Source organism: Mycobacterium sp. 20KCMC460 (genome assembly GCF_022179425.1).
GTDB lineage: Bacteria > Actinomycetota > Actinomycetes > Mycobacteriales > Mycobacteriaceae > Mycobacterium > Mycobacterium kiyosense.
This window is the reverse complement of record NZ_AP025524.1, coordinates 3,850,928-3,864,792: the sequence shown is the minus strand read 5'-3', so window position 1 is coordinate 3,864,792 and position 13,865 is coordinate 3,850,928. Positions and strand designations below refer to the sequence as shown.

Genomic DNA, 13,865 nt, shown 5'->3' with positions numbered 1-13,865 from the left:
AATCGGTGGAATTCGTCAGACAGCGGCCCTGGCGTCCGCGGCCGGGCTAGCAGTTGCATCTGATGGTGAACTCCTTTTCCTGTCCGGCAAGGGATTCGGAGTCACTGTGCAGGCGAATGTTCTGCCTGACGTCGGCGATGTTGGCGCGATACGCCGCCTGGACGGTTTCGATCCAGTCCCGGCCGCCGTCGGCCTGATAGGGCAGATCGACGGTGTGGAGCTGGGGTGTGGTGGTGTCCAGTGGACAGCTCAGGGCGGCGCGCAGCGTGGCCCGCTGGTGTTCGGGGTCTCCGACGCGTCCGCACGGTGAACCGATGGGGTAGTCGACCAGCGCAGTGCGCGGCGGTCGGTAGGCCTCGGAGATGTCACGCAGGGTGGACAGCATCAGGGTGGGCAGTCCACCGGCCTCCAACGCCCGTGCCAGCACTGCGGTGGCCTGGTGGCATTGCGGGCAGAACGGTACGACGAGAACGAGATCGACGTTCTGGCGGCGGAATTCGTCGTGGATGCGCGGCGCGGTTTCGGTGGCCAGCTGCTTCCATTTGGTGATCGAGCCCAGAATGCTGACCGCATCCGGCGCCAGCGCACCAATGGTGCCCTCGGCCTCGAGTTCGGCCATGCGGTCGCGCGGAAAGGCCACGTTGAGGTCCTCGTCGGCCCAGAAGCGTGCCGGGGTGGCGTGATCGAACACGATCTGGTCATTGGGCACGGTGCGGGGGATGAGGCGGTAGGACAGGTCATTGGTGCGCTGCAGTGGTTCCTGTCCCGGCGCGTGTGCGCCGAGACTGACCAGCAGCCCCACGGTCAGTTCCGGCACGGGTTTGTGCACCGGCACCATTGTCGGTGCATCGAAGTGGGGCAGTTCGGCTGACCGGCGCGGTGCATCGGACCCTGCACCGGCGTCGCGATAGAGCAGGGGTGCAAGGGCACGCTGGTGATCGCTATACAGATACGACATGGTGAACCTCCGAAGGTGATTGGGTGGCCAGTCCGCGCAGGACGAGTTCGACAAGCTCGTCGGCGTTGACTCGATGACCCGTTTTGTGGCCGATCGCGACCGCCGCGAAAAGTGCGTCCGCAGCTGCCCCTATCAGCTCCGGCCGGAGTTCGCCGGCCTTGGCTCGAGAAGTCAGGTAGGACGCCAACACGTCCTTCCCGGTTGCGACGAAGTCGCGCAATGCCGCATCGGCATGGCTGGCCGAGAAGAACACCGACACCAAATCGGCGTTGGCGGAAAGGGTTTCGTCGAATGCCCGAATCAGGGGCGGCAACACCGTAGTCGCCGGTTGATCGGCGTGCTCGATGAGCAACTCGCGTAACTGCGGAAGGAAACCGCGCTCCTCGAGCACGGCCGCCACCAAGACTTCTTTGCTGTCGAAATAGTGGTAGAGCAGCCCCGGCGCCACACCCGCGGCCTGGGCGATGTCTTTGATCGACGTCCCGTCAACGCCCTTGCGGGCAAACACATTCAACGCCGCCTCGATGAGCTGCTCGCGACGTCGCTGGGCCTGCTCCTGTCGTGTGGTCATGCCAGCAGCCTATATTTGATTGAACGTTTAGTCAATGAATGGGTTTCGCTGCGGAACTCCTCGCGGCCGGGCAGCTGCTTCGACACGATCTGGGCCTTGGCGCGCGGACGGGACCTTTCGCGGCCCGGTCCGCTCAATTAGTCTGCACAAACGCACTGGTGCCAGCAGAAAGGCGCATCATGACGCGTAAGAACCGTGCGACTCGGGCTCGTACGACTGCCGGGAAAGGGACCCCGACGTCCTTACTCCGCCGGCTGATTCTCCTTGGCGGCATCCCCCTGTTGGCCGGAACTGCTCTGCTGGGCAGCGCCGGGACCGCAGGCGCCACGCCCGCCGACGACGCCTATCTGGCCCAACTGCGCGCCGCCGGCCTCACCTGGCCACCCAACGCGGACGAGGCACTGATCGGGGAGGCGCACCTGATCTGCTACGACCTCACCTGGGGCTGGGAGCCTCAACAGATTGCCGATGACATCCATGCGCACATGAATGCCCGCGGCGTGACGTTGTTGGACGTCGGAACCATGGTCAACGCCGCCCATTCCATCTACTGCCCGGGCAACGTCTGCGACGCACCCAGCCTCTGCACCTGACTGACGCTTTTCCGCGCGGGCGCGACGGGCTGCGATTTGCCGCGGGGGATTTCGCGGTGGGGTTAGGCTCGCGGCCTGACCACGAGGTGAGGGACGGCGATGACTACTTACGACTTCATCGTGATCGGGGCCGGCTCAGCCGGATGCGCGGTTGCCGGCCGACTGGCCGATGAGTCGTCGGCCAAGGTGCTGCTGATCGAAGCCGGCGGTTCGGATCGGCGGCTGACAGTCCGTGCGCCGCTGGCCTTTCCGCGTCAGCTCGGGACTTCACTGGACTGGGCCTACGAGAGCGAACCGGAAGCAGGTTGTGCAGGCCGGCCGATCCCGCAGCCGCGTGGCCGGGTGCTCGGCGGCACCAGCGCGATGAACGCGATGGTGTGGGTCAAGGGCAGCAACCTCGACTACGACGGCTGGGGGTTGTCCGGCTGGACCTGGAACGACGTGGAACCGGTGTTCAAGCGCATCGAGGACGGACCCATGCGGGTCACCCGGGTGGCCGAGCCCGACGAGCTGTCGATGCGCTTCGTCGAGGCGGCACGCGCCGCCGGCGTCGCCGCCGTCGACGACGTCAGCGGCCCCGGACTCGACGGCGCGGCGATCACCCCGGTCACCATCTACCGGGGCCAGCGCTGGACCACCGCGCGCGCCTACCTGCGCAACCAGCGTAACCTGACCGTCGTCACCCGGGCCGACGTCGGCCGCGTGCTCATCCGGGGCGGCCGCGCGGTCGGCGTCGAATACCGCCGCCGCGGTCGCGCCCAGCAGGCGTTCGCCGCGCGCGAGGTGGTGCTGAGCGCCGGAGCGTTCGGCACACCGCAACTGCTGCAGCTCTCCGGCATCGGGCCCGCCGACCGGCTGCGCAGCCTCGGAGTCGCACCCGTTGCCGACAGCCCGAACGTCGGACAGGGCCTGACCGATCACCCCAATGCGTTCGCAATCTGGTCGCTGGCCCCCGGCCATGTCGGGCTGGCCGACGCCGCGAATCCAAAGTGGTTGCTGCAGTGGCTGTTACATCGGCGCGGCAAGCTCACCAGCAACGGATGCGAAGCGGTGGCGCATATCCGCTCCCAGCCCGACCTGCCGGCCTGCGACTTCCAATTGGTGTTCAGCCCCGCCGATGCCCTGGCCGATCCGCAGTCCAAGAAGCTGGTTCCCACCGTCACGATGCTGCATTCGTACTGGACACCCAAGAGCCGCGGCAGCGTCTCGATCCGCTCGTCCGATCCTTTGGCGCCACCGGTGATCCGGCTGAATCTGCTCTCCGAGCGCGAGGACGTCGACGCGCTGACCCGGGCGGTGCAGCGGTCCCGGGAGATCATCGGCACCGAGCCCATCGCGTCCGCCGTCGGCGCCGAGCGGCTACCGGGGCCCGGCATGGATATCGAGGAGTCGGTCAGGCAGACGGCGATCACCACGGCACATCCGGCGTGCAGCGTCGCGATGGGCAGTGCGTCCGACAGCGCGCTGGACGAACAGTTGCGGGTGCGGGGCGTGGCGGGATTGCGGGTCGCCGACGCCTCGGCACTGCCCAGGATCCCGCGGGCCAACACCAACGCGCCGTCGATCATGATCGGCGAACGCTGCGCGGACTTCCTGCTCGGCTGAGCCGCGAGTGGCGCCGAGCGTGTGGCCTACGCACTGATCGGCAGCGCTTTTCAGCCATAGTCCCGCGCTCGGCGAGCCGGTCTCGTGGACGAGTCCGAGCGGGTATGGCACGCTCGTTGGCGTGAGCGACCTACCTGGCTCTTTCAGCAGCAGCGCACGTCAGACGTCGGGGCCGCCGGTGCGGCCGCTGTCGTCGGACCAGCAACCGGCGACCAAAGCCGACCTGTATGCGGCGGTGGACGCGATGCGCGCCGACATGCGCCAACTGCTCGAGCAGATCAGCACTCTGATCAAGGACGCTCAGAAGTAGCGCGGATGCCCGACATCGAGCATGTCGTCCTGATCCACGGGACGTGGGGCCGCGGCGACATGTGGGGTCCGGCGCGGGTGCCTTCGAGGAGCGCGGTTACACCGTGCACACGCCGACGCTGCGCCATCATGAACTGCCTCCGCAAGAGGGCGCGACGAAGATCGCGTCGCTGAGCATGCGCGACTACACCGACGATCTCGCCGCGCTGGTCGACTCGCTGGACTCGCCTCCACTCCTGGTGGGATTGTCGCTGGACGGCTTGCTGGCGCAATTGGTGGCCGCACGGACGCGTCATGCCGGCGTCGTCGCCGCCTGCCCCTCACCGGCCGCCGGTATCGTCGCTGCCACTCCGCCGACCGTGCGCAGCTTCGGCGGCCTCTTCGGCAGACACTTTCTGCACCCCAGGCCCTGGGCAAAGCCGCTGAATCCTCCGACATGGCAACGGTTTCGGCGGTGGGTCGCCAATGCGCAGACCGAGGCGGGCGCCCGCGAGATGTACGGCGAATTCGTCTACGAGTCGGGGCGAGCCTACTGCGAGATGGTCTTCCCGTTCCTGGACCGGGGCAAGGCCACCACGGTCGACTTCGCCGCAGTCACCACACCGGTCCTGCTGATCCGAGGCGAATGCGACCGAGTCGTGCCGCCACAGATCGCTCCGATCACCGCGGGTCGGTATGCAAAGGGGACCTTCGTGGAGATTCCCCGCGCCGATCACCTCGTCTTCGACGGCGCGGCGCTGCCGGTCACCATGGCCCGTATTGACGACTGGCTGGCCGCCCAGAAGTAGGGTCGGACGGGTGAAACCGTTCCGCATCGACGTCCCCGACACCGTTCTCGACGATCTGCAATCCCGACTGGCCCGCACCCGCTGGCCGGAAGCCGAATGCGTGGACGACTGGAGTCAGGGCATCCCGCTGCGCTACACCCGCGACCTCGCCGCCTACTGGGCCAACGACTACGACTGGCGCACAAGGGAATCCGCGCTGAACCGGTTCGACCACTTCGTCGACCAATTCGACGGCCTGGACATCCACTTCATCCATCAGCGATCCCCGCACCAGGACGCCTTCCCACTGGTGATCACCCACGGCTGGCCCGGCTCGATCGTGGAGTTCCACAAAGTCATCGAACCGCTGACCAACCCCACCGCCCACGGCGGCCGCGCCGAGGACGCCTTTCACGTGGTGTGCCCGTCGCTACCCGGTTACGGATTTTCCGGAAAGCCCGGCCGCACCGGGTGGGGCGTGCCGAAGATCGCGCTGGTGTGGGAAGAGCTGATGGGCCGACTGGGCTATGACCGCTACGGCGCGCAGGGTGGCGACTGGGGTGCGGCCGTCACCACCCAGATCGGACGCAACGGTGGCAATTGCGCGGCGATCCACCTGAACATGCCGCTGGGCATGCCGACCCGCGAGACGCTGGCCAGCCCCACCCCGGAGGACCAGGCGGCGCTGGCCGCGTTGGCTGAGCATCGCAAAAGCGGCACCGGCTACTCCAAGCAGCAGTCGACGCGACCGCAGACGCTCGGCTACGGCCTGGTCGATTCTCCGGTGGGGCAGCTGGCCTGGATCGTGGAGAAGTTCTGGGCATGGATGGACTGCGACGGCCACCCGGAGAACGTTTTGACGCGAGACGAGTTGCTGGACAACGTGATGGTGTACTGGGTGACCGAGACCGCGGCGTCCTCGGCGCGGCTGTACTGGGAGAGCTTCAAAGTGTGGGGCGACACCAGCCGCGTCGAATTGCCCACCGGCGTTGCGTCTTTCCCGAAAGAGGTGCTGCCCGCGCCGCGGTCCTGGTGCGAGCCGAACTACCACATCACGCACTGGACCACGATGCCGCGCGGCGGGCACTTCGCCGCCCTCGAGCAGCCCGAGCTGTTCGTCGAGGACGTGCGCAAGTTCTTCGCCACCGTGCGCTGAGAACGCTGCGTCGAGCGTGAACGGCACGACGCGACACGCCGCGTCGGCATCGTGGATTTCACGGTCGGTGCCAGGTAGTTGGGGGCCGTGGAGCGTGGCACGCTTAGCCCATGCATCAGATCACCGGGACCCGGGATCCCGCCACCAGCTTTCCCCTGGACAACGCCGTCGACGACGTGGCGGAGCGCCGCGGCGCCAACCGTGCCGTTGCGCTCAGTGCAGTCGGCTTGGCCGTGACAGGCCTCATCGAGCTGGCGATCGCTGCGATCTCCGGCTCGGTGGCTCTGCTGGGAGACGCGCTGCACAACCTGTCCGACGTATTGACCAGCGTGGTGGTGTTCGTCGGATTCCGGGCGTCGCGACGACTGCCCTCCGAACGTCACCCGTACGGATTCGAACGCGCCGAGGACCTCGCGGGCATAGGTGTCGCGCTGGTTATCTGGGCCAGCGCCACAGTGGCCGGAATGCAGAGCGTGGAAAAGCTGTTGCGGCACGGCGAAACTCGCAATGTCGGATGGGGCATCGCCGCGGCATTGGTGGCCATCGCCGGAAACCAGTGGGTGGCCCGCTACAAATTGGTGGTCGGCCGCCGCATCCAGTCGGCGACGCTGATCGCCGATGCCCGGCACTCCTGGCTGGACGCGCTGTCCTCGGCGGGCGCCCTGGTGGGGCTGTGTGGGGTGGCCGCGGGCTGGGGCTGGGCCGACGGTGTGGCCGGCATCGCGGTCACCGGGTTCATCTGCCACGTCGGCTGGGAGGTCAGTTCGGAGATCGGCCACCGGCTACTCGACGGGGTGGACCCGCAGGTCATCACCACCGCCGAACAGGTCGCCGCGGAAACCGAGGGCGTGCGCCACGCGCACGCGCGGGCCCGGTGGACCGGTCGTACCCTGCGGGTCGAAGTCGAAGGCTGGGTCGACCCCAACCTCACCGTCGTCGATGCCGACCGCATCGGCCGGCGGGTCGCCGACGAACTCGCCCCCCGGCTGCCCGAGATGCGCAGCTTCAGCTGGGCCGCGCGCGGGGTGCAGCCGGCCTAGACGATTCGCCAGCCGCGCCGAGCGCGAAACCTCATGTCCCACAAGTAGATCTGATACAGAAATACCCAGAAGCCGTTCGGGATCAGCCGGTCGGCCAGCCGCAGCGCCGTCAAGAGCAGCTCGAACCGGCGCTGCTGGGTCTCCGACCAGTCGAAGTTCATCATGGCCCGGAACTCCGGGGCCAAGAACCCCGCCGTCGCAAACAGATTGAAGCGCCCGGCCGACGCGTGCACCGGCCACGGCAGGAACGCCATCGAGGCCACCCCGCGCAGATGCTCGCGCACCGGCGGATCGATGTGCAGCTCGTCCAGGGACCGCTTCCAGTACTCGTCGAAGGCGATCCGGTCCGGTGGCCACATGCGGTCGGGCACCTGCAGTGTGGTGCCCAGCTTCTTGGCGTCCTGGTAGACGGCGTCGGCGCTGGCGTCGTCGAGCGGGCCGTGCAGGTATTCGTGTTGTTCGACGAAGTAGCGGTACAGGCAGGCCGCCACCCACAGCTGCAATTTCGGGTCGAAAGCGTTGTAGGACACCGGGCTTGACGCGGTGGACCGCACCTGGCGGTGCGCCGTGTCGACGGCACCGCGGATGAGTTTGCGGTCGGACTCGGTCCCGACGGTCGCCACCGCCAGGTACGTGCCCGTGGTGCGGGCCCGCTTGAACGGGTGCTTGTAGACGTTGCCGCTGTCCACAGGACTCTCCAGCACGCCATACCCGACGCCCGGCAGGGACAGTTGCATGATGACATTGGCCGCCGGCATCAGCATCGCTGCCGGGTTCAACAGGTCGGCGACCCTGGTCGCGGGCCGCCTCCTTGCGGATCCTTTCCCCATCAACCGAGTAGATCACGGATGGGCCGGTCAGTGAATACGCCTCCGATATGAGACGCTGCCGAAGTGTTGTCGGTACGGCAGTCCCGGATGGCCGGTCTTGCGGCGGGCTACCTCGCCGATCTGGTGTTCGCCGATCCACGACGCGGCCACCCGGTGGCGCTGTTCGGTACGGCTGCCGCGGCACTGGAACGGTTCACCTACCGCGACGCCCGGATGGCCGGCGCGCTGCACGTGAGTCTGCTGGTCGGCGCGGCGGGCGTGCTGGGTGCGGTGCTGCAGCGCGCGGTCGGCCGGGTGTTGGCCATCGCGATCGCCACCTGGGTGGCCCTGGGCGGAACGACGCTGGCGCGCACCGGGTCTCGGATGGCCGATCTACTGGATGCCGGCGATGTCGAGGCCGCCCGACGGCTGCTGCCGTCGGTGTGCGGGCGGGATCCGGCGGTGCTGGACGAGATCGGGCTGAACCGCGCGACGCTGGAGTCGGTGGCCGAGAACACCTCGGATGCCCAGGTGGCGCCACTGCTGTGGGCGGCGGTCGGCGGTGCGCCCGCGGTACTGGCCTATCGGGCGGTGAACACCCTGGACGCGATGGTCGGCTACCGCTCGCCGCGCTACCTGCGATTCGGTTGGGCCGCAGCACGATTGGACGATCTGGTGAACTTCGTGGCGGCGCGGTTCGCGGCGGTGCTAGTGGTCGGGTGCGCGCCGCTGGTCGGCGGTTCGCCGCTGGGCGCGATCAGGGCCTGGCGCCGCGACGCCGTCCGGCATCCGAGTCCCAACGCCGGTGTCGTCGAGGCGGCATTCGCCGGTGCCCTGGGCCTCAGCCTGGGCGGCCCGACCCAATACCGGCACGAGCTGCAGATCCGGCCGACCCTGGGTGACGGACGGCAGCCCACCGTCGACGACCTGCGTCGCGCCGTGACGCTGTCGCGGGCCGTACAGGCTGCCGCCGTATTAGTGCTGGCGGGGGCGCTGCGGCCCTAACGCCGGCGACCGTACCGGTCGGCCAACTTGTCCTCGACAGTCTTCGCCGCCGGCGCCGACGCGCGCCCCTGGTCACCAGGTGCGGTAGCCGATCGTTGTTGCTTCTCCTGGCGCCGCGCCCGCAATTCGGCGTAGACGAAATACCCCAGCGCGCTGGGCGCCACCACGCCGAACAGAATCCACTGGATCCCGTAGGACAGGAACGGCCCGGCATCCAGATGCGGCAGCCCGATCACCCCCAGGCCACCGGGCTGGTCCTCCACCAGCTGCAGATACGAACCCGCCAGCGGCACCTTGGTCAACGCCGAAACCTGTTCGGTGCTGACCGAATACACCTGCTGATAACCGTCACGGGTGAACGGGTCCTTGCCCGCCACGGTCGGCTCCGAGTCGCGCAGCCGCGCGGTGATGGTGACGGTCTGGCTCGGCGGCGGGGGGATCTGCGGAACGTGCGAACCGGGTTCGGGCCGGACGTATCCGCGGTCGACGAGCACGATCGGCCCGTCGTCCACGGCGAACGGTGCCAGCACCTCGAAGGCCTGGTCGCCCTCCACCACCCGCAGCCGGGCCAACACTTGCACGTTGGGAAGGTAGTGTCCGGTGGCCGTCACCCGGCGCCACTGGGCATCCGGTGCCGACGAATTTTGCTGTGGCAAAAGGGTTTTCAGTGACACCGGGGCGGTGTTCAAGGAGTCGGTGATCTGCTGATTCTCCCGCGACGTCCTGGTGTTCTTGCCCAGCTGCCACGGGGCGAGCACGGTGAAGCACAAGTAGGTGAACGCGATGCACACCAGCCACAGCGCGATCCATCCGGGCCGCAACAGAAATGCCAGACTCGGGGTCCTGCGCGCCATCAACCCGAACCGTTCCGCGCGAGCTGCTCGTCGACCCAGTCGTGCAGACCGGGCAGCGCCGCCTCGATGACCACGAACGTCTCCACGAAGTCGGAATGATCGCCGTAGTAGGGATCCTCCACGTCGGGGACGAAGGCACCAGATCGGGGATCGAACGAACGCAGCATCCGCAGCCGGCTGTCGTCGACCCCGAGCTCGCGCAGCATCCGGGCATGGTTGCGCCCCAGCGCCACCACCAGATCCGCGGCCAGGTGGTCGTCGTTGAGCTGGGCGGCGCGATGCTCGGTGGGGTAACCGTGGTCGCGCAGCACCCGTTTGGCGCGGCGGTCGGCTCCCTCCCCGGCGTGCCAGTTGCCGGTGCCGGCGCTGGTGACCCGCACCACGTCGCCCAGGCCGCGTTCCCGGATCTGATGGGCGAACATCTTCTCGGCCATCGGCGAGCGACAGATGTTTCCCGAGCAGACGAAGGTCACGTGCAACGATTTCGGCTCAGACACCCAACGCCCTCCGCAGCTCGTCGACCGTCGTGACATGCCGCACCCCGGCACCGTCGACCGGGTCGGGAAAGTCGGCGCGCCCGTAGCCCCAGCCGACCACCACCGTGTCGATGCCGTGCGCGGCCGCGCCGTCCACGTCGTGGCTGCGGTCACCGACCATCAACACCCGCTCGGGCAGCGGTTCCAGCTGGGCCAGCGCATGGCCGAGCACCTCGGTCTTGGACCGGCGCGAGCCGTCCGGGCAAGCGCCGGCGATGACCTCGAAGTGCTGGTCCAACCCGAAATGGGCCAGGATGCGGCGGGCGGTCGGCTCCAGCTTGGAGGTCGCCACCGCCAGCCGCACACCGGCCGCCTGGAGATCGGCCAGCAGCGGTGCGATGCCGTCGAACAGGCTGTTCATCGCCCAACCGCGGCTGCCGTACTCGGCCCGAAATGCGGCGAACGCCTCCTCGGCCCGCCCGTTGAGCTCCATGCCGCGAAACGTCTCGTCCATCGGCGGGCCGACGATCATGGCGACCAGGTCGCCGTCGGGGATCGGGGCGCCGACGTGGGTGAGCGCATGCCGGAAACAGGCCACGATGCCGACCGCCGAATCCGTCAGAGTGCCGTCGAGGTCGAAGATCACCAACTGCGGCATCTCGTCCGCGATAGAGCCCGTCACGCTCCCATTGTCGTCGATGCAGGCCCACGCCTGCGCCGTGGTACCGCTCGAGGTGCGCCGGATGCCTGGTCTACGCACGGGCGCACTAATGTTCCAGTGATGGCAAGTCCGGATCAGCACACGTCGACTCGCCTTGCGCTGGCGCGCTATCACGGCGATCAAGACGTCGTGCCCGGGATGCTCGATTTCGCCGTCAACGTCCGGCACGCGCAGCCGCCGTCGTGGTTGCTCGAGCGGCTGGCGGCGCGGCTGCCCGACCTGGCCTCCTATCCCAGCAGTGGTGACGTGCGTGCCGCGCAGCAGGCCGTCGCCGCGCGGCACGGCCGGGCCCGCGAGGAGGTGCTGGTGCTGGCCGGTGCGGCCGAGGGGTTCGCGTTGCTGGCCAACCTGCGACCCCGGCGGGCGGCGCTGATCGCGCCCGCGTTCACCGAGCCCGAGGTCGCGCTCGGCGCGGCAGGAATTCCGGTGTGCCAGGTAGTGCTGCCCCCGCCGTTCACTCTGGACGGGGCGCAGGTGCCCGAGGACGCCGACCTGGTGGTGGTGGGGAACCCGACCAACCCGACGTCGGTGCTGCACACCCGCGAGCAGCTGCTGGCGCTGCGCCGGCCGGGCCGGATCGTGGTTGTCGACGAGGCGTTCGCCGACGCGGTGCCCGGCGAGCCGCAGTCGCTGGCCGGCGACGCGCTGCCCGACGTGCTGGTGTTGCGCAGCCTCACCAAGACGTGGGCGCTGGCCGGCCTGCGGGTGGGCTACGCGCTGGGCGCGCCGGATCTGCTGGCCCGGTTGACCGCCGCCCGGCCGCACTGGCCGGTGGGCACGCTGCAACTGACCGCCATCGAGGCCTGCTGCGCGCCGCGGGCCGTCGCCGCGGCGGCCGCCGACGCCGAGCGGCTGGTGCAGCTGCGCGCGGCGATGGTGGCAGGCCTGCGGGCCGCCGGTGTGACGGTGGTCGACGGGCGCGCCCCGTTCGTGCTGTTCGGTGCCGTAGAATCGATGCGAAACAAGTTGCGCGACAAGGGTATTGCGGTACGACGCTGCGACACTTTCGTCGGCCTGGACGGCGGATACCTGCGCGCGGCGGTACGGCCCGAGTGGCCGCGGTTGGTCGACGCGATCGCCGAAACGCGGACGCCGGTGCCCAGCGGGAGTTGCCGATGAGCGTGCGGCTGGCCGAGGTCATCGGCGTGCTGGACGAGGCCTATCCGCCGCGGCTGGCCGAGTCGTGGGACTCCGTGGGCCTGGTGTGCGGCGACCCCGACGACGTGATCGAGTCGGTGACCATCGCCGTCGACGCGACACCGGCCGTCGTCGACGAGGTGCCCGACCGCAGCCTGCTGCTGGCGCACCACCCGCTGCTGCTGCGCGGTGTGGACACCGTGGCGGCGAGCACGCCCAAAGGCGCCCTGATCCACCGGCTCATCCGCTCGGGTCGCGCGCTGTTTACCGCGCACACCAACGCCGACTCGGCGGCACCGGGGGTGTCCGACGCGCTGGCCGATGCGCTCGGGCTCGCCGTGGAAGCCGTCCTGGACCGCTCGCCGGCCGCCTCCGAGCTCGACAAGTGGGTCATCTACGTGCCGCAGCCCAACGCCGACGCGGTGCGCGAGGCCGTCTTCGCCGCCGGCGCCGGCCACATCGGCGACTATTCGCACTGCAGTTGGAGTGTCACCGGCATCGGCCAGTTCCTGGCGCTGGACGGGGCCAACCCGGCGATCGGCAGCGTCGGCACCGTCGAACGGGTGACCGAGGACCGCGTCGAGGTCGTCGCGCCCGCCCGTGCCCGGGAAGCGGTGCTGGCCGCCATGCGCCGCGCCCACCCCTACGAGGAGCCCGCCTTCGACGTCTTCACCATGGCGGCGCTGCCCGCCGGCACCGGGCTGGGCCGCATCGGCACGCTGCGCAAACCCGAACCGCTGCGCGACTTCGTCGCGCGCGTCGATGCCGCGTTGCCGCGCACATCGTGGGGGGTGCGCGCCGCCGGCGACCCGGACCGGCCGGTGGCGCGGGTGGCGGTGTGCGGGGGAGCGGGCGACTCGTTCCTGGGCGCGGTCGCCGCCGCCGACGTGCAGGCCTACGTCACCTCCGACCTGCGGCACCACCCCGCCGACGAGCATCGCCGGGCCTCCGCGGTGGCGCTGGTCGACGTGGCACATTGGGCCAGCGAATTCCCGTGGTGCGCTCAGGCGGCTGGCGTGCTGAGAACGCAGTTCGGTGGATCGCTGCCGGTGCGGGTATCCACCCTGCGCACCGATCCGTGGAATCTGGGCACGGGACACCAGTGCTGAGTGAGAGACCTGGAGATCATTGATGAAAGCCGAAGTGGCGCAGCAGCGTTCGCTCCTGGAATTGGCGACGCTGGACGCCGAGCTGTCCCGCATCGCGCATCGGGCCACCCACCTGCCGCAGCGGGAGGCCTTCGAGCGGGTACAGGGTGAGCACAGCGCCGCCAGCGACCGGCTGGGGGCCGTGCGGATCGCGGTGGAGGACATGGACGCCGAGGTATCACGGTTGGAGTCCGAGATCGACGCGGTCCGCAAGCGCGAGGACCGCGACCGATCGTTGCTGGCTGCCGGCGCCGCCGACGCCAAACAGCAGTCCGACCTGCAGCACGAGCTGGAGACCCTGCAGCGCCGCCAATCCAGCCTGGAGGATTCGCTGCTGGAAGTCATGGAGCGCCGCGAGGAGCTGCAGGCGCAGCAAGCCGTCGAAGACACCAGCATTGCAAAGCTGCAGGTCGAGCTGGCCGACGCGCAGCGGGACCTCGACGCCGCCCTGGCCGAGATCGACCAGACCCGCGCTGAGCACAGCTCCCGCCGCGACGCGCTGGCCGCATCGCTGAACCCCGACCTCGCGGCGCTCTACGAACGGCTGCGCGCCGGGGGAGGACCGGGCGCCGGCCAGCTACAGGGTCACCGGTGCGGAGCCTGCCGGATCGAGATCGGCCGCGGTGAACTGGCCCGGATCAACGCGGCCGCCGAAGACGAGGTGCTGCGGTGCCCGGAGTGCGGCGCGATCCTGTTGCGGATCAAGGGGCTTTGAG

At 69.1% G+C, this 13,865-nt stretch carries 16 protein-coding genes; 10 read left to right on the top strand and 6 right to left on the bottom strand.

The features are described 5' to 3' along the window. Positions 1–46: 46 nt before the first annotated feature. Together MKCMC460_RS17905 and MKCMC460_RS17900 are read right to left on the bottom strand one after the other, a co-directional pair. Entirely contained in the window at positions 47–958 is a 912-nt protein-coding gene (locus tag MKCMC460_RS17905) for a glycine/sarcosine/betaine reductase selenoprotein B family protein (RefSeq protein WP_238304655.1), read from the bottom strand. Beyond that, positions 942–1,529, bottom strand: coding sequence for a TetR/AcrR family transcriptional regulator (locus MKCMC460_RS17900; RefSeq protein ID WP_236982782.1), 588 nt, complete (start codon positions 1,527–1,529; stop codon positions 942–944). The genes MKCMC460_RS17905 and MKCMC460_RS17900 overlap by 17 nt, the downstream gene beginning before the upstream one ends. A gap of 281 nt (positions 1,530–1,810) precedes the next feature. On the opposite strand from MKCMC460_RS17900, the gene MKCMC460_RS17895 reads away from it, so the two are divergent. The 6 genes from MKCMC460_RS17895 to MKCMC460_RS17870 all read left to right on the top strand — a co-directional run bounded on the left by MKCMC460_RS17895 (position 1,811) and on the right by MKCMC460_RS17870 (position 6,999). Continuing rightward, positions 1,811–2,122 (top strand): DUF732 domain-containing protein, encoded by a 312-nt coding sequence (locus MKCMC460_RS17895; protein WP_236982783.1) that lies wholly within the window; start codon positions 1,811–1,813, stop codon positions 2,120–2,122. A 99-nt stretch (positions 2,123–2,221) separates the two neighbouring features. Beyond that, positions 2,222–3,727, top strand: coding sequence for a GMC family oxidoreductase (locus MKCMC460_RS17890; RefSeq protein ID WP_236982784.1), 1,506 nt, complete (start codon positions 2,222–2,224; stop codon positions 3,725–3,727). A gap of 121 nt (positions 3,728–3,848) precedes the next feature. Further along, positions 3,849–4,037 carry a hypothetical protein gene (locus MKCMC460_RS17885; protein WP_236982786.1) on the top strand — a complete coding sequence of 63 codons (189 nt, stop codon included), beginning with the start codon at positions 3,849–3,851 and terminating at the stop codon, positions 4,035–4,037. Between the two features lie 43 nt (positions 4,038–4,080). Then, positions 4,081–4,824, top strand: coding sequence for a carboxylesterase (locus tag MKCMC460_RS17880; RefSeq protein ID WP_236982787.1), 744 nt, complete (start codon positions 4,081–4,083; stop codon positions 4,822–4,824). A gap of 10 nt (positions 4,825–4,834) precedes the next feature. Continuing rightward, positions 4,835–5,959: an epoxide hydrolase family protein gene (locus MKCMC460_RS17875; protein ID WP_238304653.1), complete on the top strand. Its 1,125-nt coding sequence runs from the start codon at positions 4,835–4,837 to the stop codon at positions 5,957–5,959. A gap of 110 nt (positions 5,960–6,069) precedes the next feature. After that, positions 6,070–6,999 (top strand): cation diffusion facilitator family transporter, encoded by a 930-nt coding sequence (locus MKCMC460_RS17870; protein WP_238304651.1) that lies wholly within the window; start codon positions 6,070–6,072, stop codon positions 6,997–6,999. Here the strand turns inward: MKCMC460_RS17870 and MKCMC460_RS17865 are convergent. Further along, the gene (locus MKCMC460_RS17865) at positions 6,996–7,829 is read right to left on the bottom strand and encodes an oxygenase MpaB family protein (RefSeq protein ID WP_236982797.1); all 834 of its coding nucleotides are present in this window, start codon (positions 7,827–7,829) and stop codon (positions 6,996–6,998) included. The genes MKCMC460_RS17870 and MKCMC460_RS17865 overlap by 4 nt on opposite strands. Positions 7,830–7,892: 63 nt before the next feature. On the opposite strand from MKCMC460_RS17865, the gene MKCMC460_RS17860 reads away from it, so the two are divergent. Beyond that, positions 7,893–8,813, top strand: coding sequence for a cobalamin biosynthesis protein (locus tag MKCMC460_RS17860; protein ID WP_255731174.1), 921 nt, complete (start codon positions 7,893–7,895; stop codon positions 8,811–8,813). Here MKCMC460_RS17860 and MKCMC460_RS17855 read toward each other — a convergent pair. Genes MKCMC460_RS17855 through MKCMC460_RS17845 form a run of 3 tightly spaced genes read right to left on the bottom strand, consistent with a single transcriptional unit; the run spans position 8,810 to position 10,801 of the window. Then, positions 8,810–9,667, bottom strand: coding sequence for an SURF1 family protein (locus MKCMC460_RS17855; protein ID WP_238304649.1), 858 nt, complete (start codon positions 9,665–9,667; stop codon positions 8,810–8,812). The genes MKCMC460_RS17860 and MKCMC460_RS17855 overlap by 4 nt on opposite strands. Further along, on the bottom strand, positions 9,667–10,164 hold the full coding sequence (locus tag MKCMC460_RS17850) for a low molecular weight protein-tyrosine-phosphatase (RefSeq protein ID WP_236982798.1): 498 nt from the start codon (positions 10,162–10,164) through the stop codon (positions 9,667–9,669). Before MKCMC460_RS17850 ends, MKCMC460_RS17855 begins: the two co-directional genes overlap by 1 nt. Further along, positions 10,157–10,801, bottom strand: a complete 645-nt coding sequence (locus tag MKCMC460_RS17845; protein ID WP_236984020.1) for an HAD-IA family hydrolase — start codon at positions 10,799–10,801, stop codon at positions 10,157–10,159. The genes MKCMC460_RS17850 and MKCMC460_RS17845 overlap by 8 nt, the downstream gene beginning before the upstream one ends. Positions 10,802–10,924: 123 nt before the next feature. On the opposite strand from MKCMC460_RS17845, the gene cobC reads away from it, so the two are divergent. Genes cobC through MKCMC460_RS17830 form a run of 3 tightly spaced genes read left to right on the top strand, consistent with a single transcriptional unit; the run spans position 10,925 to position 13,864 of the window. Beyond that, positions 10,925–11,983: an Rv2231c family pyridoxal phosphate-dependent protein CobC gene (gene cobC, locus MKCMC460_RS17840; protein ID WP_236982799.1), complete on the top strand. Its 1,059-nt coding sequence runs from the start codon at positions 10,925–10,927 to the stop codon at positions 11,981–11,983. Further along, positions 11,980–13,110, top strand: a complete 1,131-nt coding sequence (locus MKCMC460_RS17835) for a Nif3-like dinuclear metal center hexameric protein (RefSeq protein WP_238304648.1) — start codon at positions 11,980–11,982, stop codon at positions 13,108–13,110. The genes cobC and MKCMC460_RS17835 overlap by 4 nt, the downstream gene beginning before the upstream one ends. A gap of 22 nt (positions 13,111–13,132) precedes the next feature. Beyond that, a complete protein-coding gene (locus MKCMC460_RS17830) occupies positions 13,133–13,864 on the top strand; it encodes a zinc ribbon domain-containing protein (RefSeq protein ID WP_236982802.1) in 732 nt (243 codons plus the stop codon). Position 13,865: the final 1 nt, after the last annotated feature.

Excerpts from the sequence above, each read along its gene's own strand:
- MKCMC460_RS17890 (WP_236982784.1), top strand. The coding sequence starts at position 2,222 with ATGACTACTTACGACTTCATCGTGATCGGGGCCGGCTCAGCCGGATGC.
- MKCMC460_RS17900 (WP_236982782.1), bottom strand. The coding sequence starts at position 1,529 with ATGACCACACGACAGGAGCAGGCCCAGCGACGTCGCGAGCAGCTCATC.
- MKCMC460_RS17845 (WP_236984020.1), bottom strand. The coding sequence starts at position 10,801 with ATGCCGCAGTTGGTGATCTTCGACCTCGACGGCACTCTGACGGATTCG.
- MKCMC460_RS17865 (WP_236982797.1), bottom strand. The coding sequence starts at position 7,829 with ATGGGGAAAGGATCCGCAAGGAGGCGGCCCGCGACCAGGGTCGCCGAC.
- MKCMC460_RS17835 (WP_238304648.1), top strand. The coding sequence starts at position 11,980 with ATGAGCGTGCGGCTGGCCGAGGTCATCGGCGTGCTGGACGAGGCCTAT.
- MKCMC460_RS17870 (WP_238304651.1), top strand. The coding sequence starts at position 6,070 with ATGCATCAGATCACCGGGACCCGGGATCCCGCCACCAGCTTTCCCCTG.
- MKCMC460_RS17905 (WP_238304655.1), bottom strand. The coding sequence starts at position 958 with ATGTCGTATCTGTATAGCGATCACCAGCGTGCCCTTGCACCCCTGCTC.
- MKCMC460_RS17855 (WP_238304649.1), bottom strand. The coding sequence starts at position 9,667 with ATGGCGCGCAGGACCCCGAGTCTGGCATTTCTGTTGCGGCCCGGATGG.
- cobC (WP_236982799.1), top strand. The coding sequence starts at position 10,925 with ATGGCAAGTCCGGATCAGCACACGTCGACTCGCCTTGCGCTGGCGCGC.
- MKCMC460_RS17830 (WP_236982802.1), top strand. The coding sequence starts at position 13,133 with ATGAAAGCCGAAGTGGCGCAGCAGCGTTCGCTCCTGGAATTGGCGACG.